The organism is Bacteroides propionicigenes (assembly GCF_018390535.1).
Lineage (GTDB): Bacteria > Bacteroidota > Bacteroidia > Bacteroidales > Bacteroidaceae > Bacteroides > Bacteroides propionicigenes.
Window position 1 is genome coordinate 1 of the sequence record NZ_JAHBBW010000005.1, and the last position, 26940, is coordinate 26940.

The 26940-nt window shown below is 48.6% G+C and carries 23 protein-coding genes; 9 read left to right on the plus strand and 14 right to left on the minus strand.

Annotated features, from left to right (window positions below; genetic code table 11):
• Positions 1-125 precede the first annotated feature (125 nt).
• On the plus strand, positions 126-2345 hold the full coding sequence (locus tag KG118_RS08365) for a VapE domain-containing protein (RefSeq protein WP_213388407.1): 2220 nt from the start codon (positions 126-128) through the stop codon (positions 2343-2345).
• 247 nt (positions 2346-2592) lie between these two features.
• Here the strand turns inward: KG118_RS08365 and KG118_RS08370 are convergent, their stop codons facing one another.
• Positions 2593-2829 carry a DUF4248 domain-containing protein gene (locus KG118_RS08370; RefSeq protein ID WP_213388409.1) on the minus strand — a complete coding sequence of 79 codons (237 nt, stop codon included), beginning with the start codon at positions 2827-2829 and terminating at the stop codon, positions 2593-2595.
• A gap of 111 nt (positions 2830-2940) precedes the next feature.
• Here KG118_RS08370 and KG118_RS08375 point away from each other — a divergent pair, with 111 nt between their 5' ends.
• From KG118_RS08375 to pgl, 4 genes are all read left to right on the plus strand, one after another.
• The gene (locus tag KG118_RS08375) at positions 2941-3105 is read left to right on the plus strand and encodes a hypothetical protein (RefSeq protein WP_199598705.1); all 165 of its coding nucleotides are present in this window, start codon (positions 2941-2943) and stop codon (positions 3103-3105) included.
• Positions 3106-3195: 90 nt separating this feature from the next.
• Positions 3196-4671 (plus strand): decarboxylating NADP(+)-dependent phosphogluconate dehydrogenase, encoded by a 1476-nt coding sequence (gnd, locus tag KG118_RS08380; protein ID WP_117710276.1) that lies wholly within the window; start codon positions 3196-3198, stop codon positions 4669-4671.
• Between the two features lie 23 nt (positions 4672-4694).
• Positions 4695-6191, plus strand: coding sequence for a glucose-6-phosphate dehydrogenase (gene zwf, locus KG118_RS08385; protein ID WP_117710275.1), 1497 nt, complete (start codon positions 4695-4697; stop codon positions 6189-6191).
• Entirely contained in the window at positions 6188-6895 is a 708-nt protein-coding gene (gene pgl / locus KG118_RS08390) for a 6-phosphogluconolactonase (RefSeq protein ID WP_213388411.1), read from the plus strand. Before zwf ends, pgl begins: the two co-directional genes overlap by 4 nt.
• Before the next feature lie 4 nt (positions 6896-6899).
• On the opposite strand, the gene KG118_RS08395 is transcribed toward pgl, so the two are convergent.
• The 3 genes from KG118_RS08395 to KG118_RS08405 all read right to left on the minus strand — a co-directional run bounded on the left by KG118_RS08395 (position 6900) and on the right by KG118_RS08405 (position 9944).
• Positions 6900-7946, minus strand: a complete 1047-nt coding sequence (locus KG118_RS08395; RefSeq protein WP_117710273.1) for a DUF2776 family protein — start codon at positions 7944-7946, stop codon at positions 6900-6902.
• Between the two features lie 99 nt (positions 7947-8045).
• The gene (gene pdxH / locus KG118_RS08400; protein WP_213388412.1) at positions 8046-8729 is read right to left on the minus strand and encodes a pyridoxamine 5'-phosphate oxidase; all 684 of its coding nucleotides are present in this window, start codon (positions 8727-8729) and stop codon (positions 8046-8048) included.
• Between the two features lie 45 nt (positions 8730-8774).
• Positions 8775-9944, minus strand: coding sequence for a DUF418 domain-containing protein (locus tag KG118_RS08405; protein ID WP_117710271.1), 1170 nt, complete (start codon positions 9942-9944; stop codon positions 8775-8777).
• A 220-nt stretch (positions 9945-10164) separates the two neighbouring features.
• Here KG118_RS08405 and KG118_RS08410 point away from each other — a divergent pair, with 220 nt between their 5' ends.
• Positions 10165-12828 carry a glycoside hydrolase family 3 C-terminal domain-containing protein gene (locus KG118_RS08410; protein WP_117710270.1) on the plus strand — a complete coding sequence of 888 codons (2664 nt, stop codon included), beginning with the start codon at positions 10165-10167 and terminating at the stop codon, positions 12826-12828.
• A gap of 382 nt (positions 12829-13210) precedes the next feature.
• Here KG118_RS08410 and KG118_RS08415 read toward each other — a convergent pair whose 3' ends face one another.
• The 6 genes from KG118_RS08415 to KG118_RS08440 all read right to left on the minus strand — a co-directional run bounded on the left by KG118_RS08415 (position 13211) and on the right by KG118_RS08440 (position 19744).
• Positions 13211-13912, minus strand: coding sequence for a LytR/AlgR family response regulator transcription factor (locus KG118_RS08415; RefSeq protein WP_117710269.1), 702 nt, complete (start codon positions 13910-13912; stop codon positions 13211-13213).
• 1 nt (position 13913) lies between these two features.
• Positions 13914-14981: a sensor histidine kinase gene (locus KG118_RS08420; protein WP_117710268.1), complete on the minus strand. Its 1068-nt coding sequence runs from the start codon at positions 14979-14981 to the stop codon at positions 13914-13916.
• A gap of 29 nt (positions 14982-15010) precedes the next feature.
• Positions 15011-16231 (minus strand): ABC transporter permease, encoded by a 1221-nt coding sequence (locus KG118_RS08425; RefSeq protein ID WP_117710267.1) that lies wholly within the window; start codon positions 16229-16231, stop codon positions 15011-15013.
• Positions 16232-16277: 46 nt separating this feature from the next.
• Entirely contained in the window at positions 16278-17024 is a 747-nt protein-coding gene (locus tag KG118_RS08430) for an ABC transporter ATP-binding protein (RefSeq protein ID WP_117710266.1), read from the minus strand.
• Between the two features lie 27 nt (positions 17025-17051).
• Positions 17052-18275, minus strand: coding sequence for an efflux RND transporter periplasmic adaptor subunit (locus tag KG118_RS08435; RefSeq protein ID WP_117710265.1), 1224 nt, complete (start codon positions 18273-18275; stop codon positions 17052-17054).
• A 65-nt stretch (positions 18276-18340) separates the two neighbouring features.
• Positions 18341-19744: a TolC family protein gene (locus KG118_RS08440; RefSeq protein ID WP_117710264.1), complete on the minus strand. Its 1404-nt coding sequence runs from the start codon at positions 19742-19744 to the stop codon at positions 18341-18343.
• A 191-nt stretch (positions 19745-19935) separates the two neighbouring features.
• Here KG118_RS08440 and KG118_RS08445 point away from each other — a divergent pair, with 191 nt between their 5' ends.
• The 3 genes from KG118_RS08445 to KG118_RS08455 are packed head-to-tail and all read left to right on the plus strand — an operon-like array spanning position 19936 to position 22969.
• Positions 19936-20157 (plus strand): DUF4492 domain-containing protein, encoded by a 222-nt coding sequence (locus KG118_RS08445; RefSeq protein ID WP_117710263.1) that lies wholly within the window; start codon positions 19936-19938, stop codon positions 20155-20157.
• A gap of 54 nt (positions 20158-20211) precedes the next feature.
• A complete protein-coding gene (locus KG118_RS08450; RefSeq protein ID WP_117710262.1) occupies positions 20212-21765 on the plus strand; it encodes a cytochrome ubiquinol oxidase subunit I in 1554 nt (517 codons plus the stop codon).
• A 52-nt stretch (positions 21766-21817) separates the two neighbouring features.
• Positions 21818-22969 (plus strand): cytochrome d ubiquinol oxidase subunit II, encoded by a 1152-nt coding sequence (locus tag KG118_RS08455; protein ID WP_117710261.1) that lies wholly within the window; start codon positions 21818-21820, stop codon positions 22967-22969.
• Positions 22970-23101: 132 nt separating this feature from the next.
• Here the strand turns inward: KG118_RS08455 and KG118_RS08460 are convergent, their stop codons facing one another.
• From KG118_RS08460 to KG118_RS08475, 4 genes are all read right to left on the minus strand, one after another.
• Positions 23102-23524, minus strand: coding sequence for a lipocalin family protein (locus KG118_RS08460; protein WP_233514836.1), 423 nt, complete (start codon positions 23522-23524; stop codon positions 23102-23104).
• Positions 23525-24027: 503 nt separating this feature from the next.
• Entirely contained in the window at positions 24028-24789 is a 762-nt protein-coding gene (gene mtgA, locus KG118_RS08465; protein WP_117710258.1) for a monofunctional biosynthetic peptidoglycan transglycosylase, read from the minus strand.
• Positions 24790-24837: 48 nt separating this feature from the next.
• Complete coding sequence (locus KG118_RS08470; RefSeq protein WP_117710257.1) at positions 24838-25512, minus strand: OmpA family protein; 675 nt, start codon at positions 25510-25512, stop codon at positions 24838-24840.
• Positions 25513-25605: 93 nt separating this feature from the next.
• Positions 25606-26934: an MATE family efflux transporter gene (locus KG118_RS08475; RefSeq protein ID WP_117710256.1), complete on the minus strand. Its 1329-nt coding sequence runs from the start codon at positions 26932-26934 to the stop codon at positions 25606-25608.
• Positions 26935-26940: the final 6 nt, after the last annotated feature.

Genomic DNA, 26940 nt, shown 5'->3' on the forward strand with positions numbered 1-26940 from the left:
CCGGCACGCATCCGAAATAAGTGGGGCGGACCCTCCCCACGGGGGGAGAGGGCTATTTTCGTATTCGGAAGCGTACCTTTACCTTTGCCCCCGTCAATGAAGACAAACTAAAAACAAACCGTTAAATGAATAACATCAAGATTACCGCTTACCGCGGTTTCTCCGCCGTTTCCGGCGAAACAAACCTCACCACCGTGATAACCAATATCCGCAACGGCGCCTACTTCCACACCGTCCAAAAGGTGGAACAGCACCTCCGCCTGGGCGACCTTGCCAAAGCGAACGCCGTGAAGAAACAGCTCCCTTTTTTCACGCTCACGGGAAATTACTCCTCGCTGCGGCAGGCGCACAGCCTGCTGCGCTACAACCCCGTCATCACCATAGACGTGGACGGCCTGGCGGACGACCGGGTGGATGCTGTCCGCCGGTTGCTCGAGGCTGACGCGGACGTGGTGGCGTGCTTCCTCACGCCCAAGCGCCACGGTTTCAAGATATTCCTGTACCTGCGTACGGAGTATGCCCGTCGCCTGCGCAAGACGACTTTCTCCGTACCCGTCATCACGTACGCCGAACTGGAGAACCACCATGCGCTGATGTACGAGTCGGCACGCCTGTACGTGGAGCGGCTCATCGGGCTGCCGGTGGATGTGAGCGGCAAGGACATCAGCCGCGGGTTCTTCGCCTCGTTTGATGCACAGGCGTACCTGAACACCTCCCTGCTGGCGGAGATTGAGGAGGTGACCACACGCGTGACGGTGCCGGAGAAAGTCGCTAAGGCGGGAGAGAGGAGGAAGAAAGCGGCGGCAGCGGAGCCGGCGGCAAAGATCCCGGCGGACGGCGGAACGCAGGAGCACAAGGCGCAGGAGGGCGACGAGCCCTCCCTGCCTCCCGACATCGCTCCCTGGCATCTCATGGAATATAAAAAGGCGCTCAACACCACCCGCCGCACGGAGAACTTCCGCAAGGGCAACCGCGACAACTTCCTCTTCATACTGGGCAACCGCTGCTTCCGCAAGGACATCCCCCAAGAGGTTGCCGCCGCCCTTGCCCGGCGGGACTTCCGGCAAGACGGTCTGGACGTGGATACCGCCATCGGCAACGCCTACCTGTATGTGAGCAAGACCTGCGCCGCCGAGAAAGCGAAGGAGGAGAAAGTGCCCGCAGCGAGCCGCATCATGGACTTCCTTGCGCTGCGCTACCGTTTCCGCCGCAATACGGTGCTGGACCGTCTGGAGTTCTGCGAAACGGGAGACACCGGGCAGGAGGACGCCCGCACCGCGCCTTCCTCCTTCAGCCCCCTGCGCCTGAAAGACCTGAACTCCATCTACGTGGGCCTGCTGACTGAGGGCATCAACTGCTCGCTGAACACGCTGAGGGCCATTGTGGACTCGGACTACGCGCCTTTGTTCAATCCCTTCGAGGACTACCTGCTGAACCTCCCGGCATGGGACGGCGCCACGGACTACATCGGCGGACTGGCGGATACGGTGCAGACGGCGGACAGGGAGTTTTGGCGCGAGAGTTTCCGCCGCTGGCTGGTAGGCTCTGTGGCGTGTGCGCTGGACGGGAAGAAAGTGAACCAGCTTGTGCTGATACTCTTCGGCGGCCAGGGCAAGGGCAAGAGCACGTGGATAAGCCGGCTGCTGCCGCCCGAATGGAGCGAGTACTACCATACGGGCATGATTTCTCCGGACAGCAAGGACGACATGCTGCTGCTCTCCACCCGCTACCTCATCAACATGGAGGAGTTTCAGGGCGTGAGGCCTTCGGACCTCGCGGGGCTGAAGCGCATCATCACGCAGGAGAGCGTGACGCTACGCAAGGTGTACGATACGCAGGCCTTCTGTTTTGCGCGCCACGCCTCGTTCATAGCCAGCACGAACAAGCGCCAGTGCCTGCAGGACATTGACGGCAACCGCCGTTTCCTCCCCTCGGAGGTGCTTTCTGTGGACTACGGGCGTCCCGTGAACTATCAGGGTGTCTACTCTCAGGCGATGTCACTGCTGGACAGCGGCTTCCGCTATTGGTACGAGGGCGACGAGATAGACTGCCTGAACACGCATAACGAACGCCACCGCATGAAGGACCCGGTGGAGGAGAACCTGTTCATCTTCTTCCGCCGCCCCCTTCCGGAGGACTTGTCGGTGCAGTGGATGCCTGCCTCCGCCATCCTCACTCACCTCACCATTTACGGCAAGGTGCAGGTGAACCGGCAGACGCAACAGGAATTGGTGCAGGCGCTCGAGAAGTATGAGTTCGAGACGCGCACCAACAATCAGGGCAGTACGGAGTATGGGGTGGTGAAGTACCGGTCGGACGAGGTGGAACGGAACTTCAGGCAATAGGTGTACATCAAAAAAAGTTTTGCCTGTGGTGCAAAGTCCGTTTGATGTATATCAAATGGGATTTGCAAGACAGGCAATTGTAGTTTATGCAGATTTTGGGGATGTCTGTCATTCAGAGAGTATCCTGTCATTCAGAGCGAAGCGAAGAATCTACTTTCTCTTATAATACAGGGAAGAGATTCTTCGCTTCGCTCTGAATGACAGGATACTCTCTGAATGACAGACACTCTCTGAATGACAGATAGTTTTACGGCTCTCCGAGCGTCTCCACAATCATCCTCACCTGCCTCCTCGTATAGTGGTGGTCTCCGGGGCCTTCTCCCGCACTGTACATGGCGTTGTACAGTGCGGGGTTTCTCTTTATCCAATAGCGCATCTTGCGCATGGCGGGCACGAGCGGCATATCGGGATTGTACAGGTGTGCTAACTCCGCTTTCCGGTAGGAACGGATAATGAACGGCTCTTCAATGCAATGGTTTTCCATCTTCTTTTTTTGTTTTAAGTGGTTGATAATAGCTGTTTTTACTCTCTTAAATGTAGCTCAAATATACGGAAAAATCATGGATTACGGAAGTAAAAAGCGTATTATAATCGGTTGAAATTCAATGAAATCGTAAAGCCGAACCTTACTTCCACGCGTGCCGGGGAGAAGATTGAATTTCTCGATGTGCAGGCAGCGATAGACGGTGAAAACTCCGGTGGCGGCGGCAATGGTAGCGGGATTCCCGACGAGGGGGATAAGGACAATCCGCTCGGATAGTAAATTTGTAATATGGAATAATTTCAAACTTGACATGAACAAACGGGCGTTACTTTTTGTTTCAACTATGAAGATAAAATTTACAAGTATATGGAGACTTTAAATAAAACTGACATTGGACTAATAGGTCTTGCCGTAATGGGAGAGAATCTCGCACTGAATATGGCAGACAAGGGCTGGCAAGTTTCGGTTTATAACCGTACGGTTCCGGGGATTGAAGAAGGCGTGGTGGAACGTTTCATAAACGGGCGCGCACGGGGTAAAAATATTAGAGGTTATACGGATATGGCACGCTTTGTGGAATCTGTTGCCACTCCACGCAAAATAATGATGATGGTTCGTGCAGGCAGTGCCGTGGACGAACTGATGGAACAACTCTTTCCGCTGCTGTCGCCGGGAGATATACTGATAGACGGCGGCAACTCCAACTACGAAGATACCAACCGCCGCGTGGCGCTGGCGGAGGAGAAAGGTTTCCGCTTTGTAGGCGCAGGCGTTTCGGGCGGTGAAGAGGGTGCGCTGAACGGCGCTTCCATCATGCCGGGCGGCTCGGTGAGCGCATGGGAGGATGTGAAACCCGTCTTGCAGAGCATCGCCGCCAAAGCATCCGACGGCACGCCCTGCTGCCAGTGGGTGGGACCTGCGGGCTCCGGTCACTTTGTCAAGATGATTCATAACGGAATAGAATACGGCGATATGCAGCTTATCTCCGAAGCCTACTGGGTGATGAAGAACCTGCTGAAGCTGGATAACGAGGAGATGTCCTCCGTCTTTTCCCATTGGAACGAAGGCAAGCTGCGCAGCTATCTTGTTGAGATTACCGCCCGCATCCTGCAACATAAGGATAAGTCCGGCGGCTATCTGATAGACAAGATTCTGGACGCCGCCGGGCAAAAAGGAACCGGCAAATGGTCGGTAATCAATGCGATGGAACTGGGCATGCCGTTGGGACTGATTGCCACAGCGGTCTTTGAACGAAGCCTGTCGGCACAAAAAGGCCTGCGCGAAGCGGCATCCAAGCATTTTGCGTGCCAACGCACGGATGTGGTGTACAACAAACCCGAAATGGTGAAGGACATTTACTCGGCGCTGTATGCGTCCAAGCTGGTGTCCTATGCACAAGGTTTTGCCGTGCTGCAACGCGCTTCGGACGCTTTCGGGTGGAACCTCGACCTCGCCTCCATCGCCCGTATGTGGCGGGGCGGCTGCATCATCCGCAGCATCTTCCTGAACGACATTGCCGCCGCCTTTGAACAAAGCGAAAAACCGCGGCATCTCCTGCTCGCCCCTTACTTCAGCAATGAGATGAAACAGCTGCTTTCCGGCTGGAAGCACTTGGTGGCGCACGCCATGAAGGAGGAACTTCCGGTTCCCGCCTTCTCGTCGGCATTGAACTATTTCTATTCACTCGTTTCAGCCAAGCTGCCTGCAAATATGATTCAAGCGCAGCGCGACTACTTCGGAGCGCATACCTTTGAACGTGTGGACGAGCTGAGAGGACAATTCTTCCATGAGAACTGGACGGGACACGGAGGAGATACGAAGTCGGGGACATATAATGTATAGAGTGGGGGAAAAACATAAAAACTATGAATAGATTTGTGATGATAATTTTCGGCGCTTCCGGAGACCTGACGAAGCGTAAATTGATGCCGGCGCTGTACACCTTGTACAAGGATAACCGCCTGCCGGAAGATTTTTCTATTTTGGGTATCGGACGTACCGAGTATCAGGACGATACCTACCGTACTTACATCCGGACAGAGTTGGAACGTTTTGTTTCGGCAAAGGAACATACTGCCGAACATATGGCGGGGTTCTGCAACCGGTTGCACTATCTTTCGCTGAATCCCGCCGAAGCCGCCGATTACGGCAAGCTGGACACCCGCCTGCAAGAACTGACGGGCGAACGGGAACCGGACGGAATGCTGTATTATCTGGCTACGCCGCCGTCCCTGTACGGCGTGATTCCCCTCCACCTCAAAGCCGCCCGGCTGAACCGGCCCCATACACGCATCATCGTGGAGAAGCCCTTCGGCTACGACCTTGAGTCGGCGCGCGAACTGAACCGTATCTATGCCTCGGCGTTCGAGGAACATCAGATTTACCGCATAGACCACTTTCTGGGCAAGGAAACGGCACAGAATATCCTCGCTTTCCGCTTTGCCAACGGTATCTTCGAACCGCTTTGGAACCGTAACTACATAGACTATGTGGAGATTACAGCGGTGGAGAATCTGGGCATCGAACAGCGGGGCGGCTTCTACGAAGGAACCGGAGCGTTGCGTGACATGGTGCAGAACCACCTCATCCAACTGGTGGCGCTCACAGCCATGGAGCCCCCCGCCGTATTCAACGCCGATAACTTCCGCAACGAAGTGGTGAAAGTGTACGAATCTCTCTCGCCGCTGACCGAGGAAGACCTCAACGAGCATATCGTGAGAGGACAATACACGGCGTCAGCCACCAAACCCGGCTATCGCGAAGAGAAGAATGTGGCCCCCGACTCACGCACCGAAACGTACATCGCCATGAAAATCGGCATCGAGAACTGGCGTTGGAGCGGCGTCCCCTTCTACATACGCACCGGAAAACAGATGCCCACCAAAGTAACCGAAATCGTGGTGCACTTCCGCGAGACACCCCACCAGATGTTCCGTTGTGAAGGCGGTAACTGCCCGCGCGCCAACAAACTGATTCTGCGCCTGCAACCCAATGAGGGCATCGTGCTGAAGTTCGGCATGAAAGTGCCGGGCCCGGGGTTCGATGTGAAACAAGTGATGATGGACTTCAGCTATTCCGACTTGGGCGGCCTGCCCACCGGAGACGCGTATGCCCGCCTGATAGAAGACTGCATACTGGGAGACCAGACGCTCTTTACGCGCAGCGATGCCGTGGATGCGTCATGGCGTTTCTTCAACCCTGTGCTGAGATATTGGCAGGAACATCCTGACGCCCCGCTATACGGCTATCCTGTGGGAACATGGGGCCCTTTGGAGAGTGAAGCTATGATGAATGAGCATGGAGCCGAATGGACAAACCCATGCAAGAATTTGACCAATACCGATGAATACTGCGAATTATGAAAAGTTATATATATCCAGCTGCAACTACTACAGCGCGTGCTCTTATACGCTACATTATAGATATGATGAACCGTGAGCCGGAGAGAATCTTTTACATTGCTTTCAGTGGAGGGACGACCCCCTGCCTGATGTTTGACATTTGGGCGCATGAGTACCGCGAGGAAACCCCATGGATGCGAATGCGCATCTTCTGGGTGGATGAGCGTTGCGTACCCGTGCACGACTCGGACAGCAACTACGGCAATATGCTGCGCCTGCTGCTGCAGGAGGTGGGTATGCCGGACGAGTTCGTATTTCCCATCTGCGGAGCCTGCCGCCACCCGGAGAAAGAAGCGAAACGCTATTCGGACTTGGTGTTCAGCACCGTACCGCTGCGTCGGGGCTTCCCCTCCTTTGACATGGTGCTGCTGGGTGCAGGAGATGACGGACATACGTCTTCCATCTTCCCCGGACAGGAACACCTGCTCTCTTCCTTCCTGCCGTACGCGGAAAGCATAAATCCTTATAACGGCCAACCGCGTATTGCCATGACAGGCTGCCTGCTCTTTGCCGCCAAGAAGATTGTATTCCTGATTACCGGCAAGAGCAAGGCAAAAGTAGTATATGACATCCTGAAATCGGGCGACATCGGTCCCGCAGCCTATGTGGCGCATCACGCCGAAGACGTGGATGTATTTACGGACATAGAGGTAGAGTCCCGGTAAGCGGTCACCCTTTAGAGGTGCCGCTCTCCAGTATGCTTACTATGGAGAAGAGTGTGAAACAAATGCCGCCCAAGCCCGCCAGTACGCGTGCAGGCACGAAATAGACATCGTGTATGCCCGCCGCTTCGAAAAGAAAGGCGGACAGAAACAGGCAGAGAAGCGCAGTGAATACAGGTATCAGCGGGATTCGGCTTGCCAGCTTGAAGGTGTTGCGCCAGATTGCCGCCAACAGTATGACTTTGCTCGAAATACTGTAACAGACCAATCCCAATCCTATCATTATATATCCTATGGAGGACCTTGCAGGATTGGGATTGGCCATTACCAGCAAGCCCCAAAAAATGCTCAGCGTTCCCGCCGCAAGCACCATCACAGGCCACCATTTGCGCTCGGTGTGCGAATAGCTGTTGCGTATCTGGCGTACGATGGTGGCGACCAGTGCCACGAGAGCGGTGCAAATGCAGGAAATTCCCGCCATGACGTGTCCGGCAACGTAGTAGGCATTGTGCACACCGCTCTGCGCAAGTAACCGGAAAGTCCATATCCAAGCGGCAAGCGCCAGTAGAGCCGCAACACCGATAAGGATGTTACCCTGCGTGGCGGTAAATGCCTGCGGGGGAGTATTGTGTCCCGTAGCATTGGAATTGGCGGGGATAAGGGTAAAACGGGTGGAGGAAGTGGCGGTAGTTGCCACGCAAGCGGTGATGAAAGCCACGCCGCAAATGACGTGTCCGGCAACGAAACGGGCGGCAGTGGAAGTCTCGCCGATATATTCCCACCCGTAGATGAAGGTCAGCAAGGCAGCCAGATAACCCAAAACGGGCAGGGCGTATTTGGCAACCGTGCTGTAAGTGTGGATAATCTGCCGGATAATGGTTGCCGCCGTTGCAAACAAAGCAATGCAAATCATTCCCAACGACATCACCACCGGGCCGGCTACATACTTGGCAGAGTCCGTCCCCATATCGAGCACGAAAGCCCCGTAGCCGAAACAAAACAAAGCCATCAACAGAGGTATGGCACGAAAAAGAATACTGATTCCATAATTCATAACTATCTTCTTTTAAGTTTTCTCCCTCTAACAGTAGCATTCTGACTTTGTTTCTCCTTTTAAGTTTTATTTATAGGATATAATGCTTGGCAGGTTAAATCAAGGCGCAAGACGTACGATTTCCCAACTTCCGGATTCCGGATGGGGAGAGGCGGCAGGGTGGGAGCGTTCTCCTTCCCGGAGAGTGTAGAGGAAACGGTCGTGCAGCCGGCTTTCCCTCCCCTGCCAGAACTCGAAACGGGTAGGGGTGACGGCGAAACCACCCCAGTTGCCGGGACGCTGTACGGTCTGTCCCGCCAGTTTAACGGCTTCCTTTACAAAGGCGCGGATAATCTCCCTGCGACTGTTGATGGCATGACTCTGCGGAGACACCCTTGCGCCAATCTTACTCTTGTAGGGCCTGGTGGAGAAGTAGGCATCCGATTCCTGCGGGGAACATTTTACAGCTGTCCCCTCGATGTGTACCTGCCTCTCCAGCTTATGCCAGACGAAAGAGAGGGATATGCGGGGATTCGCCGCAAGCTGTTGCCCCTTGCGGCTTTCGTAGTTGGTATAGAAAATGAACCTGCCGTTCTCCACACCTTTCAGCAATACGGTGCGGGTGGAGGGATGTCCGTCCGGAGAGACGGTGGCGACAATCATGGCGGTAGGCTCGTCTTCACCGCAATGCAGGGCATCATCGAGCCAACGGGCAAACTGCCCGAAGGGGGTTTCCGATACCGTATTCGGTGTCAGCTTACCTTTCTTGTATTCTTTTCGTATGTCCGAGAGTGGTGTGTCCATATTGTCTTCATTTGTAATTATAACAATAAAGGACCGAAAAGGTTGTTACTTCAGCCAAGTGGCACGCTTCCACAGATACTCCAACGGCCCGTGCGTATGGCGCTTCATCCACCAACGGCAGAAAGCGAGTTGCAGTACAAAAAGCCCGATGCCTGCCAGACAACTGGCGGTGATGCCCCAGTGAGTATGGAGGCCCAGCCCCCAGTTATAGAACAGGAAAGAACCGATGATGCTCTGCGTGATGTAGTTCGTGAGGCTCATCTTCCCGTAAGGGGTAATCTTCATCATCAGCCCGCGCAGATTGGTCCGGTAGAAAGCGAAGATGACGCCCGAAACCAGTACCAGCATGAATGAGAACTTGGACAGGGAAGTGATAATAAGGCTCAGCGGAGCAAGCACAGACTTGTCAGCGATGAAGTCCGGCAACATATTGCCCAGCCCGTACAGCGGGAAGAAAGCGACAAGGGCACCGCAAAGCACCTTATTCCAGAACTTTATGTTCTCTTGCAGGAAAAGCCCCCGACGGCCTATCAGCATACCGAACAGGAAGAGCGCAGCCGTCTGGAACACGCGGGCATTGTCCCAAGCCCAAGCAAGACTGGCGAGCTGCCCCTCCCACAGATTGACACGCAGGGTTTCGAGGAACGTTCCGTGGCTCTGCATCTCGAAAGTGGCCTGCCAGAAACTATCCGACGGAATGGACGGTGTCACGAAAGAGGAGTCCGCGCAAGCGCGTATCACGTAGTAAAGCGGCAACGGCTGTATCAACAGTACGCAGCCCAAGAGGAAGACCCACTTGTCTTTCATCCGGCAAGTCAGCGGCAGGATGAAGCCCATCAGCGAATAAAGCACCAACACCTCGCCCGTAAAAAAAGCGGCATTGAAATTGCCGATGATGAACAGTAGTACCAACCGCCAACAGAAACGTAAACGGAAATCATTGCCGCGCACACGCCGGTTATTGTCTTGGACGAAGAAACTGAACCCGAATAGCAATGCGAACACAGCGTATGCCTTCCCGCCGAACATGAAGAAAAGCCCGTCCCAAATGGCCTTATCGGAGAAATTGAGCCACGCGCTCTGAGTGGCAGTGTCCGGATAGGAATAGAAATTGAAATGTTCGATAGAGTGCAAAACGATGATGCCCATAACGGCAAGCCCGCGCAGCGCATCGGCTACGTCAATCCTTGTGTGTTTTTCTAACTTTTGTGTCATGATATCAGTGTAAATTTATTAGAGATAAATGCTTTTTTGTATTAAAAATGCAAATATAGAATTTATTATCTGATTTTGGGAAATCATAATCAGTGCAAAAAGTTTAATCAATGTAATATTACTCTAACTTTTCTTCTTATTACTTCGTAATATTATTTTTTTTTATTTTATTTGTATATCACAATCAATCCATTTTTTTTATTAAAACACTAAAAACAACATGACAAAAAAGAGTATCTTATTGTGTGGTGTGCTGGCTCTCCTTCTATGGACAGCATGCTCGGAAACAGAGAAGTATCAGTATCCGTTTCAGAATCCTAAACTAAAAGTAGAAGAACGTGTTGACAATTTGATGTCGTTGCTCACCCTCCAAGAGAAAGTCAGCATGATGATTAACCGTTCATTGGCTATCGAGCGATTGGGTATTCCTGCCTATAATTGGTGGGGAGAAGCCTGCCACGGTCTGATAGCAGGCGGAGTTACCGTATTTCCTCAATCCATCGCATTGGCCGCCACTTTTGATGACCCTTCACAGCTGACCACCTATACAATGGTGTCGGACGAAGCGCGTGCACGCTACAACACCTTGCCGCTTGACGGTGATATAGGTCCCTACGTATCAGCCATCCCTAATCTTACTTTTTGGGCTCCAAATATCAACATCTTCCGAGACCCCCGTTGGGGAAGAGGTCAAGAAACTTATGGAGAGGATCCCTTCCTGATGTCAAGAATGGGCTTAAATGTCGTATTGGGAATGCAAGGCGATGATGAACATTATTATAAAACACACGCCTGTGCCAAACATTATGGAGTACATAGTGGTCCAGAACCACTACGCCATGAATTCAATGCCGTGGTTTCGATGCGTGACTTATGGGAAACGTATCTCCCTGCTTTCGAGACACTGGTAGTTAAAGGAAATGTACGTGAAGTAATGTGTGCATACAGTGCCTATGAAGGTGAACCATGCTGTGCCAGCAATCGTTTATTGGTAGATATATTACGTAATCGCTGGGGATTTGACGGAATGGTGGTAAGCGACTGCGATGCCATCAATGACTTTTATGTGAAAGGTCGCCACGAGACACATCCGAATGCAGCCGCAGCCAGTGCAGATGCAGTACTGACCGGTACAGACCTGGAATGCGGACGAAGCTACAATGCATTGATAGAAGCCGTAGAGAAAGGCATCATCAAGGAAAAAGATTTAGACGTTTCTTTGCGCCGTATCCTTACCGAACGTTTTCGCTTAGGATTACTGGACCCTGCCAAATATGTACCTTATTCCAAAATACCGGGCAGTGTGATTGATTGTCAGGAACATCGGGACCATGCTTTGAAGATGGCTCACGAATCACAGGTTCTCTTAAAAAATGAAGGTAACATACTGCCATTGGACAAAAACATCAAATCTATTGCCGTAGTTGGTCCTAACATCAACGACTCCATTATGATGCGTGGCAACTACAGCGGCTCGCCTACTCATTGCATCACCATTTTGCAAGGTCTTCAAAACAAGCTGCCCAATACTCGTATCATCTCCGAGCGTGGCAGTGAAATCGATTCTGATTATTTGCAAATACCGCAAATACACCTGGTAAAGCATGATACACAAAAAGGATTTTTGGCCCAATACTATGCCACACCCGACTTTTCAGGAGAAGTAATCAATACAAGCCATACAGAAACAATCAACTTCCGTACAGAAGGCGGATACGGTTTTGGAAAAGATGTACCTTCTTCAGATTTTAGCGCCAAATATTCCGGAACATACGTTCCTGATTTCACCGGTACTCTTTGCTTCTCTGTCAGGGGTGACAATTATGTACTAAAGGTTAATAATAAAAAGATAGGCGAATATGCTCCCAAGGAGTTGTCGTTTAAATATACTCCGGGGATGGAACTTACAGAAGCTCAACGCCGAGAGTTTACTGCATCTATGAAAGGCAGACGTGGTTCCATTTATACACTTCAAGTAAAAGAAGGCGAAACCTATCAGATTGCCCTTGACTATAAATCCGGTAAAGAAGGAAGAGTCTCACAACTCTCTGTTGATATGTATGAACGCAAACTGGCGGAATTTGAGGAATTGAAAGAGAAAATTAAGGATGTTGAGGTCATTATATATGTAGGTGGAATTACTCCCACACAAGAAGGTGAAGGACATGAGCGTGCGAGAATTGAGTTGCCTGATGTGCAAAAGCGTTTCTTAAAAGCAATGCGCGAAACCGGCAAACCTGTAATCTATGTAAACTGTTCCGGTAGTGCCGTAGCATTAGCTGACATTGATTATGCATACGATGCACTTTTGCAAGCTTGGTATCCGGGTCAAGAAGGAGGTACAGCCGTTGCCGACGTACTGTTTGGAGATTATAATCCTTCCGGAAAACTTCCGGTAACATTCTACAAGTCAACGGAACAGTTACCCGAATTCACCAATTACAGCATGGATAACCGTACTTATCGCTATTTTAAAGGTGAACCTCAATATGCATTTGGTTATGGGTTGAGTTATACAAATTTTAAATTTGGTGCAGCAACCCTCTCTTCCAATTCTATTAAGGCTGGTGAGAAAGTAGAAATTACCATTCCTGTAACCAATGCCGGTAAAATGGATGGTGCTGAAATAGTACAAGTATATGTTAAAAGTCTGACCAATCCTAATGCACCTATCAAATCACTTAAAGGCTACGTACGTCAGGATATAAAAGCGGGTAAAAGTGAAAAGGTGAAAATCACACTCGAACCTGAATCGTTTGCTTATTATAATGCAGATGTGGACGGATTGAAAATTTTCCCCGGTAAATATCAAATATTGTATGGTAATTCCTCGCGGGATATAGACTTAAAGTCATTGGATTTGGAAGTTACACCTGCCGTATAATAAGCGAATGATGTAACAGCATTCTTTAACGGATCACTTCCTTGCTATATATAGCAATAGAAAGACAGAATTTGGGGATATTCCTTAAAATTAGAACATAAGGAATATCCCTATTCTTTTGCATTATAACTATTATCTTTGCCCCATGACTTACAAAAAGGCTTTATTAGTATAAGCCTATAAATAAAAGCACTTCCAACGTTCGCTTACGGAGGAAGTGCTTACACAAAAACTAAACTAGACTTAACTAAACTATTCTATTGGGGGAGTTTCACAACTCCTATCTGTTCGCCGCAAAGGTAAAAAAACATCTTTTAATATGCAATAGGATATTATTAGAAATCGACCATTTTCAATAAAACATATACGAATGGGTGTCTTTTTAACTCCTTTTATTAAGAAAATCTTGAAAAACTTGCTTATAGCTGTCACTGATAGGAATGTAGTTCTTGCCAAAGACAATACGTCCGCGGTCGATGATACGTATTTTATCCTTTTGGACAATGTAGGAACGGTGTACACGCATGAAGCGCGAAGCGGGCAGAAGTTCTTCCATGGATTTCATGCTCATGAGTGAGAGGATGGGCTTGGGAGAGTTCTCTTCGTAGATTTTGATATAGTCTTTCAGCCCTTCGATGTAAAGGATGTTTTTCAGCTCCACTTGTACAAGCTTGTAATCGCTTTTTACGAAGATACTTTCGATTTCCTCTTTGGGTTGTTGCAAGAGTTCAAACCATTGTACGGCCTTATTGGCGGCTTGCAGGAAATCTACATACGAGATGGGTTTCAGCAAGTAGTCGAGCGCATTGACCTTGTAGCCATCTATGGCATATTGGTCGAAGGCGGTGGTGAAAACAACGCGGGTATGCGTATCTACCATTTTAGAGAACTCCAGCCCGTTGAGTTCGGGCATTTGGATGTCGAGGAACAGAAGGTCGACAGCCTTGTCCGACAGGTCGTTCATAGCCTGTACCGCACTGGAGTATTTACCTGTGAGTTCTAAAAACGGGGTTTTGTTGGCGTAACTCTCCAAAAGATTCAGGGCCAACGGTTCGTCATCTACAATTGCGCACTTCAAATTCATATTATCCGTGATTGATTACTAATACTGATTTATATTCTTTTCCATCCTCACTTACGCCATGCAGCCATTGGTACTGACCGGGGTAGGTCAGCTCCAAACGCTTGTGCACCTGTTCCAGACCGATGCCGCTTCCACTCTTGTCGGCTTCGTCTTTAGGGTGGTGGCTATTGGCGATTTCACACCGTACCTCATCGGCGCTTTCACTGAAGTAGATGCGGATATAACTGGGCTCGGTGGGAGAGATGCCATGCTTGAACGCATTCTCTATAAGAGAAATAAATATCAGCGGAGCAATCTCCGTAGGGCTGTCCGGACGAATGTCGAAACGTGTTTCGACGGTAACATTGGAGGAGAGGCGGATGCGCATCAGTGCGATGTAATTCTTGATGAAATCCATTTCTTTGCCCAATGCTACGAAGTTTTGCTGATTATCGTAGAGTACGTGACGCAGAAGGCGGCTCAGTTCTTGTACGGCAACTTGCGCCTTGTCCGCATCAAAGGCTATGAGGGCATAGATGTTGTTCAGCGTATTGAGCAAGAAATGAGGATTGAGCTGATTGCGCAGGTTCTTCAATTCCGCTTCCGTACGACTTTTCTCGGCTTCGCGACGGGCGGCTTCTACTTGTACCCAACGCCCGCTAAGGCGGATAGCCGCACTCAACCCTACGGTAAGTATCATGGAGAATAAATCGCGCATGATGAATATCCACTTCGGCGGTCCCATGTGTCGTCTGCCCTCGTTCGCGTCTTTTACATAAGTATGGAATGCGTACTCCTGCCAGAAGTGCACTCCGGCGGTAACACAGACTATCAGCAAGACGTTCAGCAACAGATATTTCCTGATGCGCCCCTCGAACAGGTAATGAGGAATGAGGAAACAGTAGTTACTGTAGAACACAATGAGGAACGAGAGCGGAACGACACTGCCATGACGCAGATATTCCATCAGCGTAATGGTGAATCCGCTGCGTGTCATCATCACGAAAGGAAATGCAAACACAATTCCCCAGCCGATGATGTGAATCAGGGCTTCAATGATGCGTGAACGTGAGTAGAGAAATTGTTTCATATGAATGCAAAGATAGTCTTTTTTAGCGATTACTCATACCGTATAGCTTCTATCGGATCCAAGTCTGCGGCTTTTTTGGCAGGATACCACCCGAAGAACACTCCCGTCACCGTACAAACGGCGAAACTGAGGAACACGCTCCACGCTTGTATGTAAATGGGCCAATGAGCCACACTCTTCACTATCCAGCTTGCACCGCAGCCGATAATGACACCGATAAGTCCGCCTGTGATACTGATAAGGATGGCTTCAATAAGGAACTGCGACAGAATATCCACCCCTCTGGCACCCACACTCATACGCAAGCCGATTTCACGGGTGCGCTCCGTTACGGACACATACATGATGTTCATAATACCGATGCCGCCTACTACCAGCGATATGCCTGCAATGCAGGCGAGTAGCGTGGTCATCAGGTCGGTGGTGGTATTCAGCATCGAACTGAGCTCCTGCTGGCTGCGTATGGTGAAATCATCGTCGTCATTGTCTTTCAGCTTATGGTTGCGACGCAGAATTTTGGTAATTTCATCGGTGGCATTGTCCGTCATGTCCTCGGTGAGTGCGGAGGCGAAGATGCCTTGCAGGTAGGTCTGAGCAAGCAAACGCTTCATTACGGTGGTGTAAGGGGCAAGTACAACGTCGTCTTGGTCCATACCCATACTGTTGTAACCTTTTGCCTTGAGTACACCCACCACGCGGAAAGGCACTTGGTTGAAGCGGATAATGCGTCCTACGGGGTCCTCTCCATTGGGGAAAAGATTATCCTGTATCGTCTTGCCGATGACACATACTTTGGCGGAGGTCTGTATATCGGTTTCGGTAAACATCGTGCCGTTGTCCACCGTAAGCTGCCTGATTTCGAGATAGTCCGTACCTACGCCGCTTACAGAAGAGGGGTAGTTGTTGTTGCCCGCGATAAGCTGTCCCGAAGAGGAGACGTTGGGGCTGACTGCAGACAGGAAGTTCGTTTCGTTGCGCAGCGCCTCGTAGTCAGCAAGCTTTAGTGTCTGCATGGCACTGGGGTCTTGGCGGACACCGCCACGCATATCCGCTCCCGGATGAATCATTATCATATTAGAGCCCATTTCGGAGATTTGCGCCTGAATACTTTTCTTCGAACCTTGCCCGATAGCGAGCATCGTGATGACGGATGCCACACCGATGATGATGCCCAACATGGTGAGGAATGCCCGCAGCTTATTGTTGGCAAGTGCCCGGAGAGCTATTTTGAAAAGGTTGGTTCCATTCATTAGTTTACTGTTTTATGAAATTATTTTAGTCTTACACGAAACTGTGTTAATCATCCTCTTGCTTGGGCAATGCCGCCAATGTCTCGGCGGCATTCAGAATATCGGGATTGACTTTGTCATCTTTCACTTGTCCGTCGCGCAATACGATGTTGCGGCTGCTGTATTGGGCTATCTCCGGATTGTGCGTTACGAAGATGATGGTACGTCCCTCGGTATGCAGCTTTTGGAAAAGCACCAGAATCTCGAACGAGGTTCGTGTGTCCAGATTACCGGTGGCTTCGTCTGCCAATATTACGGCAGGATCGTTCACCAGTGCGCGGGCAATGGCCACACGTTGCATCTGACCGCCGGACATCTGATTGGACTTGTGTTCCAGACGGTCGCCCAGTCCTACGGCTTTCAGTGCTTCAACAGCCCGTTTGCGGCGTTCGGAAGCCGATATGGAGGAGTTGTACATCAACGGCAATTCCACGTTCTCTACGGCTGTAGTTTTGGGCAGCAAATTGTAGTTTTGGAAAACGAAACCTATTTTACGGTTGCGAAGTACGGCACGTTGGGACTTGCTCATGGTGCGGATGGAGATACCGTCTAACAGGTACTCGCCTACCGTAGGTGTGTCCAGACAGCCGAGTATGTTCAACAACGTTGACTTTCCCGAACCGGATGTACCCATAATCGTGACGAACTCTCCTTCATTGATGGAGAACGATACGCCCCGCAGTGCATGTACCGTTTCGTCTCCCACATGGAAGTTGCGCTTTATATTCTGAAGTTCAATTACGGCTTTGCTCATGATTAATGATATATGTTTGTAAAATTATCATTTACTCTTCTTCTTGTTTCCTCCCGGAGGACCCGGCATGAAAGGGCTCTTCTCGCCGCTTGCTTCCTGTGGCATACCTGCTACACCTTCTCCCGGCATACGTCCTATGGTGGCTTCAGTCACTACCACTGCGCCTTCATTGATGCCGCTGATAATTTCCGTGTTGATGCCGTTGGAAATGCCCACCACTACCGGATGCGCGGTGAATGTATTCCCTTCACGAGTCCAGAGTTTGTACTCGCCATGACAGTCTTTCACGATGTCATCGTCACCGATAAGCGGCTTTTCGGGAGTGAAGCGAAGAGCACGCGCAGGAACGGAAAGAACATCTTTACGGTCGAGCGTGTAAATCGTGACATTCGCCGTCAGACGAGGTTTCAGCTTCAGGTCGGGGTTGGGGGCGGAGATAACCACTTCGTAGGTAACGACTGTTGTGGATGTGCCGGTAGAGCTTGTAGAACTGTCCTCTCCCAAACGGATTTGCGTTACAGTACCTTCAAACGTATCGTTAGGATAAGCATCTACGGTAAATGTTACGCGCTGCCCTTCTTCCACACCGCCTATATCGGCTTCATCCACATCGGCCACCACCTGCATCTGTGTCAGGTCGGCGGCAATGGTAAACAGGGTAGGAGTCTCAAAGCCGGATGCCACCGTCTGTCCTTCTTCTACCGCACGGTTGATGACTACCCCGTCAATGGGCGAGGTGATTGTAGCGTATGACAGGTTGCGCTCCGCCTTTGCCAGCGATGCCTGGCTGCTTTCGTAGTTGCTTTTGGCTTTCTCGTAATTGTAGACAGACTGCTCGTAATCGGTGTCACTGATGAGTTGTTTCTCGTGCAATCCCCGGTTGCGTTCGTAGTTCTTTTTCTGATACTCGTATTCAGCTTTTGCACCGTTGTATGCGGCACGTTGTGAAGCCACCTCGCTTTGCAGTGTCACGCGGTCCATTTCAGCTATTAGCTGGCCTTTGGTGACTACGGAATTGTAATCGGCATATATTTTGTCGATGATGCCGCTGACCTGCGTGCCGACTTCCACTTCTGTTACCGGTTCGATTGTGCCGGTGGCGGTTACCGATTCCGATATCTCACCTTTGGTTACGGTGGCTGTCTCATAGGTCACCTTATGCTTGGCTTTGGAGCCGCCGAAGAGCCAGAAGCCTGCACAGGCCACTACAACGACAATTGCAGTGATGAGGATAATTTTCTTCTTGTTCATACTCTATATGTCTTTATTGATTTGTTTAATCTTACTTGATATATCTTTTTACTTTCGGAGATTTATTAGAGCGCAATCTTCTCTCCCTGATAAAACATCAACAGTTGCGTGTTCAGTATCGCCATGTATTTGGCTTGTAGCATTTCCTGCTGTGCGCTGAGTAGGTTACTCTTCTCTGTCAGAAGTTCCACGGTGTTCTTCATGCCGAGGTTGAACTGCTCTTGAATGAGGTCGTAACTGATTTGTGTGCTGCGCAGCTTCTCTATGGCAGCCACATAACGCTGCTGGGCACTGTTGGCATCCAGCCACAATCCTTCAATGGTCTTGTACAGGGCTTTCTGATTGTCCAGTAAGTCCAGTTCGCTGGATTGCTTCTGGATTTTGGCTTTCTGTACGGCGCTTTTGGTTTGGCGGTTGTTGAAGATAGGTATGCTTACGGTTACTCCCAGTGAGTTGTTCCAATTCTGTTTGATTTGTTCACCAAAGGTGAAGTCGTTGCCGTTGGTGTTGGTGCTTCCTATGCCTGCACTTAAACTGACGGTGGGAATGTAGCCGGAACGGGCGATGTTGATATCAAGTTCCGAGGCCTTGACGTTCAGTCTGCCTGCCTCGATTTCAGGACGTAAAGTGAGGGCGGAACGATATACATCTGTCTTTGAGGGTAACGGAGACAATACATTCTCATCGCCAAGTGTAGGGATGTAGAGGTTCATTTCTTCTTCGCCGTCCAGTTCGAGAAGCTGCTTCAGTTGCAACTTATAGTCTTGCAGAGTGGCTTGTGCGGTTACCAACTGATATTTGTCTGTACTGACTTGCGCTTCCAGTTGGGCGAGGTCGCTCTTGGCGATGCTTCCTGCTGCAAGCAAGGCGCGTGCCCGTTCGCATTCCGCCCGGCTGACATCGAGGGTTGCTTCGTTCACTTTGACGGCTTCGGCGGCATAGAGTATCTGTACATAGGTCTGCGTGATGCTTTCTTCGATACTGTTCTCTGTTTCCGCTACGTTCAATTCGGCGATACGGTTGTTCATGCGTTGTTGTTTCAGGGTGTTCAGCCGCTTGCTGCCGTTGTAGAGTGTCCAATTGGCATCTATACCGTAGCTGCCGTTATAGCTGGTCTTGCTTTGGCTGCTGGTGATGTTGTCACCGTCAATAATCGTGCTGACTTCGCTATTGGGACGGTTTACAATACGTTGGCTTACAGATGCCGTAAGGCTGGGGAAGAGGGCTGCTTTGGCAGTCTTTACATCCACTTCACTACTTTCAGCATTGAGACGGTTCTTGCGAAGGGTGATGTTCTGCTGTAAAGCGTAGTCAATGCAAGTCTGCAAATCCCATTGTGCAGGAAGTGCGTGCACGCTGTCCTGTTGCTGTACACCGGTGACGGCATCTTGCGCCTGCAGCGTTATATTGCAGGTACAAGTACTTGCCACACACAGCGACACCATTGTCAATCTTCTTACGTTTATCATATTACCTAAGTTCTATAGTTTTTTACTTTGACAAAGGTATGCGGCGCTCTTGAAAGCCGCAAAAACAATAGATGTTGACCGGATTTGTGTCGGCTGATTACTTTTTTCTGCCGATAATTAACTTTTTAGGCTTTTATTTGTTATTTATATAAAAGTATTTTATATTTGTAATGATTATAAATTAAGCTCCTATGAGAAACCTCGTAACCGGTATCTGGCGATTCTATCTTGAAGGCTTCCGAAGTATGACATTAGGGCGTACTTTGTGGCTGATAATCGCAATCAAACTATTTATCATGTTTTTCATCCTCCGTCTTTTCTTCTTTCCTAACTATCTGAATAAAGCTGCGGTAGGCGCTGATAAGGAAGATTATGTCAGTCGGGAACTGATACTGCGGGCAGGAGGGGAATAGTGATTATTTATACCTCTCTTATATGTAACACTTAATAATTAACATTTAATTCTCATGCTTGAAAACATTGACACTTCTCTGATTGACTGGTCGAGAGCGCAATTTGCCTTGACCGCTATCTATCATTGGATTTTTGTGCCGCTTACTTTAGGACTGGCGGTAATTATGGGCATCATGGAAACGGCGTATTACCGTACGGGTGACGAGTTTTGGAAACACACTGCCAAGTTCTGGATGAAGCTCTTCGGCATCAATTTCGCCATAGGTGTGGCTACGGGATTGATTCTGGAGTTTGAATTCGGTACGAACTGGAGTAACTACAGCTGGTTTGTGGGCGATATTTTCGGTGCTCCGCTTGCTATCGAAGGTATCTTGGCGTTCTTCATGGAGGCCACGTTCATAGCGGTGATGTTCTTCGGCTGGGACAAGGTGAGCAAACGTTTCCACCTTGCTTCTACTTGGCTTACAGGACTGGGAGCCACTATTTCCGCTTGGTGGATTCTGGTGGCAAACGCTTGGATGCAGAATCCGGTGGGTATGGAGTTCAATCCCGATACTGCCCGCAATGAGATGGTGGACTTTTGGGCTGTGGCTACTTCACCGATGGCTGTCAACAAGTTTTTCCACAGTATATTGTCCGGCTGGGTACTGGCTGCTGTGTTTGTGGTAGGTGTAAGTTGTTGGTATTTGTGGAAAAATCGTGAGAAGAAGTTTGCCTTGTCAAGCATAAAGATAGCTGCCTGGGTGGGACTGTGTGCTGCCATACTTTCCGCATGGACAGGTGACGGTTCCGGTTATCAGGTGGCGCAAAAACAGCCTATGAAGCTGGCTGCCATGGAAGGTTACTATCAGGGACGGGAAGGTGCCGGGTTGGTGGCATTCGGTATTCTTAATCCTGAAAAGGAAACGGCTGATGACGGAAAAGATGCTTTTCTTTTCCGTATGGAGATTCCCAAATTCCTTTCTTTGCTTGCCGAACGTGATTCAAAGGCTTTTGTACCGGGCATCAATGATTTGTTGAAGGGCGGATATCCTCTGAAAGACGGAACGACTGCACTCTCCGCCGAGGAAAAGATTGAAAAGGGAAAGACGGCCATCGGAGCTTTCTCCGCCTATCGAAAGGCTAAAGCTGCGGGCAATGATGCCGAAGCACAGGTGGCAGCCAAAGTACTGAAAGAGAATGTGGCGTATTTCGGTTATGGATATATTAAAGATGTAAATGAACTGGTTCCCAACGTACCGCTTACATTCTATATGTTCCGTGTCATGGTGATATTGGGCGGATACTTCATCCTATTCTTCATCGTAATTTTGGTTCTTGCCTATAAGAAAGACTTGTCACAGATGCGCTGGATGCATTGGGTGGCAATGCTGACCATTCCGCTGGGCTATATTGCAGGACAGGCAGGCTGGGTAGTAGCCGAATGCGGACGTCAGCCGTGGGCCATTCAGGATATGCTGCCTACCAGTGCCGCTATCTCCAAACTGGATGTTGGCTCGGTGCAGATAACGTTCTTTATCTTCCTCGTGTTGTTCACCATTATGCTGATTGCGGAAGTGGGCATTATGTTGAAGGCGATACGGAAAGGACCGGAAGGAAGAGGATAAAAGGTGATACCTTGTCACTCTATCACATTATAACTTTATCATATTTTAAATTATGAGTACTTATATATTTCTTCAACAATATTGGTGGTTTGTAGTATCCCTGTTGGGAGCTATACTGGTTTTCCTGCTGTTTGTGCAGGGTGGTAATTCGTTGATATTCTGTCTGGGCAAGACGGAGGAGCAACGCAAGATGATAATTAATTCTACGGGGCGGAAGTGGGAGTTTACATTTACTACGCTTGTAACGTTCGGTGGTGCGTTTTTTGCATCGTTCCCGTTGTTTTACAGCACAAGTTTCGGCGGAGCATACTGGCTGTGGATGATTATATTGTTTACTTTTGTGTTGCAAGCTGTCAGCTATGAGTTCCAGTCAAAAGCGGGCAACCTGTTGGGTAAAACAACGTACCGTGCTTTTTTGGTGATAAACGGAGTGGTAGGTCCAGTGTTGTTGGGAGGCGCTGTGGCAACATTCTTTACGGGATCGGAGTTCTATATTAATAAGAGCAATATAGCTGATACGGTGATGCCTGTTATCAGTAGTTGGGCCAATGCGGGACATGGTTTGGATGCGTTGCTCAACCCTTGGAATGTGGTACTGGGACTGGCGGTATTCTTCCTGGCGCGTATTCTCGGCTCTCTCTATTTCATTAATAATATCAGCGACGCGGATTTGGTGAAGCGTTGCCGTCGTGCGTTGTGGGGTAATACGGGATTGTTCTTAGTATTCTTTTTGGCATTCGTAATCCGTACGTTGCTTGCCGAAGGTTATGCGGTAAATCCGGAAAGCGGAGAGGTATTTATGGAACCCTATAAGTACCTGACGAATTTCATCGAGATGCCCGCAGTGCTGATTGTATTTCTTGCAGGTGTGCTTGCTGTGCTTTGGGGAATTATCCGTACGCTGTGGAAGCCCGCTTTCGACAAAGGAATATGGTTTGCCGGCATAGGTACGGTGCTTACGGTATTGGCTTTGTTGCTTGTGGCGGGCTATAACAATACTGCCTATTATCCCTCTACCGCCGATTTGCAAAGCTCGCTTACACTGGCAAACAGCTGTTCCAGCCAGTTCACACTGAGAGTAATGGCATATGTTTCTATTTTGGTTCCTTTTGTGCTTGCTTATATATTCTACGCATGGCGCAGCATCGACAAGAAAAAGATTGATGTGCAGGAGATGCAGGAAGAAGGGGGACATGCTTATTGATAACCTGTAGTTTCTTTATGAAAATCTAAAGATATTGAATGATAAAGCCTCGCATTTGGATTCCAAATGCGAGGCTTCTTGTTTTATACTCCTTGCGTATGAGAAGTAAGAGAAACAGTTACTCTTAAATGATTATTTCTTTTTAAAAGTAATTTCTGTATATTCTTCCTCACCATCTTCGTCTTTATCATGCCATACAATAACAGCTGTATTGGTATTTAAGGTTGTAATAGTGTATTCCTCATCATACCCATACTCTGTGATAATAAGTTTGTTGTTGTCTTTAATCTTCCAAGTGATTTCGTATTCATCGGAATATCCGTCATAGCTATATTTGTAAGTTCCTGTACCACCTTTTTTGAAAATATAGGTATCTTCGGTGTAGGCTCCGTCATAGCTATCGGTTTTCCACTTATCATCATCATCCAGATACTTTTCCCAACCTTTCATCCAAGTAGATTCCCAAGTACCAATGATTAGTTCGTTGGCATCTCCGGCAATACCACCTTCGTCGTCATCACCACAAGAAGTAAAACCAACACATAATGCCAACATTATGCATGACATCCAAAATTTAAGTTCAAAGTTTTTCATATTGTTCTTTTTTTGAAATTAATATTAAAACGGCACAAAGATAAATTCTATTAGATTGAAAAACTTTGTCTTTTTGTGGTTTTTATTTACACAGAAGTGTTGTGTAATATTCTACAAGAAACGTATATTATTCTGAATCATTTTTATTATCGACAGGAAGGAGGGGAGAATCTTTTAGCTCGGCGGAGTAATATTGGAAGAAGTCATGATTTAATATATAACAAATGCGCATTAATAAATCTGTGTCTAAACTTTGTCTTTTAAAGATGGAATACACATTGGTACGATCGCAATATAATTTCTTTGCGAACCAACTTGCGGTACGTTCTTGACGATGTAACTCAGTTTCTATCAGTTTGCCAATGTTTATCATTATGTGTATAATAATATATACTAGTAATTGTTTTTCTGATGTATTATAAACTAAATTTATTGTTTTCTATTTGTTCTTTTTTATTTGCCTATTACAAAAATAAGAAAATTCTTATTTCTTCACAAGAAAAACTTTTTTTTATTTCTTTTTTCTTAAAAGCAGAGACTTTCTCTTCCGGAAATTTCGGTATGAGTTTCATCAATCGCAGTATCTGTCCTTGCCTTTTCAGTATGTAACTTGAAGGGTGTGCAGAGTCAAAACGTATAGGGTTGGGTAAAGTTGCGGCAATCAGTGCGCACTGTCCGGCTGTGAGTTTGGCTGCAGTGGTGTGGAATTTGTATTTGGCGGTGGCTTGTGCTCCATAAATGTTTTTACCCATTTCGATGGAATTGAGATAGACCGTCATAATCCGTTCTTTCGACCAGAAAAGTTCTATCATCCACGTGAAGTAGACTTCAAAACCTTTGCGAATCCATGAAGACTGAGGCCATAGGAATACATTCTTTGCCGTCTGCTGACTAATGGTGCTTGCCCCGCGTTTCCGTTTGCGTTTTTCGTTTTCTTTCATAGCTTTCTGTATCTCAATGAAATCGAAGCCGTTATGGGTGGCAAAGCGATTGTCCTCCGAAGCGATAACGGCCATAGGCAGATGAGAGGAGATTTTGTCGAACGCTACCCACTCGTGATGCCATACGGGACTTTCTCCCTTAAACATCTGCTGTACGCTTCGAATAACCATTAATGGAGTGATGTATACCGGTACAAAACGATAAACCACTACCATAACGGTAGTGGATATAAAGAAAAAAAACAACAGGTTGCGGATTATCCGCAGAGGTTTGGAGAATTTCATATGTATTCGGTTAATGAAAACTAATTAAGCGGCTTTGCCGCTTAATTGTCATTTCCCTGCTTCCGCATTCCTAATCATCTGTTCACTGGCATACATGAATATCACCACCCGACGGTTTTGGCTGGCAGACAAACTTTCATCGTATTCATTATATCCCACACCTTCCACTTGTTTAAATTGTGAAGGAGACACGCCACAATCCTGCAAATAATTCTCTACGGCATAGGCGCGGTTCTTGGAAACTTTCATATTGGCTTCGTATGTACCGACCTTATCGGTATGGCCTATTATTGCGATGTCCGTAGTGGTGTCTTCCTTCAAAATCTTGGCAAGGTCGCGCAGGGAAGCTTTGGCATCGTTACTCAGTGTAGAGGAGTTAAAGGCAAACAGAATACCGGAATCGAATGTTACCTTTACAGCATCCAGATTGTTGGCATCTTTCACCATTTCCACCTGTGCACCTTCAATTTTGGCGGCTTCGGCAGCTTTCTTGTCCATCTTATGACCGATTGCCACACCTGCACCCGTACCCACTGCGGCACCCACTGCGGCACCGATAGCCGCACCTTTGCCCTTACCGAACAATCCGCCGATAATGGCTCCTGCCGCTGCACCCGAACCTCCACCGATGATTCCACCTTTTGTTGTATTATTCATGGTGCTGCAACTACCCAGTAATATAGCACTGCTCAGCAAGAATGCTGTAAATTTCATTTTCTTCATACTCCTATTTTTTAATTGGTTCAAGTTTTACTGATACAAATTTATGTATATAATACATTCGTTGACACCAAAAAGTTTACCGTTGTACTTTTTTTAGAGAATTTTCCTTTTAATAAATATAAACCACCCCGTCAGAATCAATCCTTTGGCAATGGTAGTGCTGCTTACCGCCCACCAAATTGCATCCACTCCAAACCCCATTTGCACAAGTACCAAAGCTACCGGAATACGCATATAGTTGCATCCTATACTAACGATAGCCGGCGGTACAGTGCGCCCTATGCCGTAAAATACACCTTGCATGGTTATTTCCAGCATCATGAACAATTGTGAGTAACCGTCGATGCGCAGAAAGTTACCTCCAGTGCGGTAAGCGGCTTCTTCGGGTACGAAAACCGAGAATACCTCGCTGCCATAGAAGATGAATAGTAGCGAACAGAGTGTGCCGAATACCCCCGTCATCCAAAGCGTCGTCTTCCATGCCTGCCATACACGTGCTTTCTGTCCGGCGGCATAATTTTGTGCTATGAAGGCACTGAGTCCCGTAGAGAAGCCTTGTGACGTATTCCAAGTGATAGCTTCTATTTGTCCGCCTGTGGTGAAAGCCATAAGTCCGATATGCCCGCCTTGTTCAGCTGCCGTACGTGAGAGGAACATATTGACAAAGGCAAACAGTGTGTTTAGTGTAGCAACAGGCAGCCCTAACTTAAATATACGCTTGCTGTACTTCTTTTTCAATCGGATGAAAAATGGAAATCCTCCGAGCAAATCATCTTTTTGTCGGAGCTTGTAGATGAAGATGAAGCATACGGCAGCTTCGGACAGCCATGTAGCAAGTGCTGCTCCCACCGTTCCCCAACCGAAGCCGAAGATGAAGAGAGGGTCGAGCAAGATGTTCATCACAAGTCCTGTTCCGCTAATGTAGAACGGTGTCTTGCTGCGCCCTGATGCGTTGTAGATACCCGTAAAGGCGGCGGACAGAAAGACAAAGGGTAATGCCGTCGACACGATGCGCAAATAAGTTACGGCATTGTCGGTGATATATGTTTCCAACTCGAAAAGGCGCATGATGGGCTGGGCGAAAGCAAATAACAGTCCGCCCCAGCATACGGAAATAAGTAATGCAATGCTGATGTTGTGCGAGGCGAACGCACGTGCGTCTTCCTGGTTTTTCGCTCCGATGGACTGTGCCACGCTGACTTCCGACCCTACCTTGTTCAGCAAGGCGATAGAACCTGACATCCATGTGAGAATACCTACCGCACCTACTGCTGCAACCGCCTCACTGCCCAATCTGCCCACCCAAGCCATGTCCGTCAGGCTGTATGCCATTTGGATAAAGGAAGTGGCCATAATAGGCATCGCCAGACTGAACAGCTGGCGATTGATAGGTCCTTGAGTCAGATTTTTTGCTCCAAGCACGGTATT

Coding starts and splice junctions, on each gene's coding strand:
- KG118_RS08365 (WP_213388407.1), top strand. CDS start 126: ATGAATAACATCAAGATTACCGCTTACCGCGGTTTCTCCGCCGTTTCC.
- KG118_RS08370 (WP_213388409.1), bottom strand. CDS start 2,829: ATGGAAAACCATTGCATTGAAGAGCCGTTCATTATCCGTTCCTACCGG.
- gnd (WP_117710276.1), top strand. CDS start 3,196: ATGGAGACTTTAAATAAAACTGACATTGGACTAATAGGTCTTGCCGTA.
- zwf (WP_117710275.1), top strand. CDS start 4,695: ATGAATAGATTTGTGATGATAATTTTCGGCGCTTCCGGAGACCTGACG.
- pgl (WP_213388411.1), top strand. CDS start 6,188: ATGAAAAGTTATATATATCCAGCTGCAACTACTACAGCGCGTGCTCTT.
- KG118_RS08395 (WP_117710273.1), bottom strand. CDS start 7,946: ATGAATTATGGAATCAGTATTCTTTTTCGTGCCATACCTCTGTTGATG.
- pdxH (WP_213388412.1), bottom strand. CDS start 8,729: ATGGACACACCACTCTCGGACATACGAAAAGAATACAAGAAAGGTAAG.
- KG118_RS08405 (WP_117710271.1), bottom strand. CDS start 9,944: ATGACACAAAAGTTAGAAAAACACACAAGGATTGACGTAGCCGATGCG.
- KG118_RS08410 (WP_117710270.1), top strand. CDS start 10,165: ATGACAAAAAAGAGTATCTTATTGTGTGGTGTGCTGGCTCTCCTTCTA.
- KG118_RS08415 (WP_117710269.1), bottom strand. CDS start 13,912: ATGAATTTGAAGTGCGCAATTGTAGATGACGAACCGTTGGCCCTGAAT.
- KG118_RS08420 (WP_117710268.1), bottom strand. CDS start 14,981: ATGAAACAATTTCTCTACTCACGTTCACGCATCATTGAAGCCCTGATT.
- KG118_RS08425 (WP_117710267.1), bottom strand. CDS start 16,231: ATGAATGGAACCAACCTTTTCAAAATAGCTCTCCGGGCACTTGCCAAC.
- KG118_RS08430 (WP_117710266.1), bottom strand. CDS start 17,024: ATGAGCAAAGCCGTAATTGAACTTCAGAATATAAAGCGCAACTTCCAT.
- KG118_RS08435 (WP_117710265.1), bottom strand. CDS start 18,275: ATGAACAAGAAGAAAATTATCCTCATCACTGCAATTGTCGTTGTAGTG.
- KG118_RS08440 (WP_117710264.1), bottom strand. CDS start 19,744: ATGATAAACGTAAGAAGATTGACAATGGTGTCGCTGTGTGTGGCAAGT.
- KG118_RS08445 (WP_117710263.1), top strand. CDS start 19,936: ATGAGAAACCTCGTAACCGGTATCTGGCGATTCTATCTTGAAGGCTTC.
- KG118_RS08450 (WP_117710262.1), top strand. CDS start 20,212: ATGCTTGAAAACATTGACACTTCTCTGATTGACTGGTCGAGAGCGCAA.
- KG118_RS08455 (WP_117710261.1), top strand. CDS start 21,818: ATGAGTACTTATATATTTCTTCAACAATATTGGTGGTTTGTAGTATCC.
- KG118_RS08460 (WP_233514836.1), bottom strand. CDS start 23,524: ATGTTGGCATTATGTGTTGGTTTTACTTCTTGTGGTGATGACGACGAA.
- mtgA (WP_117710258.1), bottom strand. CDS start 24,789: ATGAAATTCTCCAAACCTCTGCGGATAATCCGCAACCTGTTGTTTTTT.
- KG118_RS08470 (WP_117710257.1), bottom strand. CDS start 25,512: ATGAAGAAAATGAAATTTACAGCATTCTTGCTGAGCAGTGCTATATTA.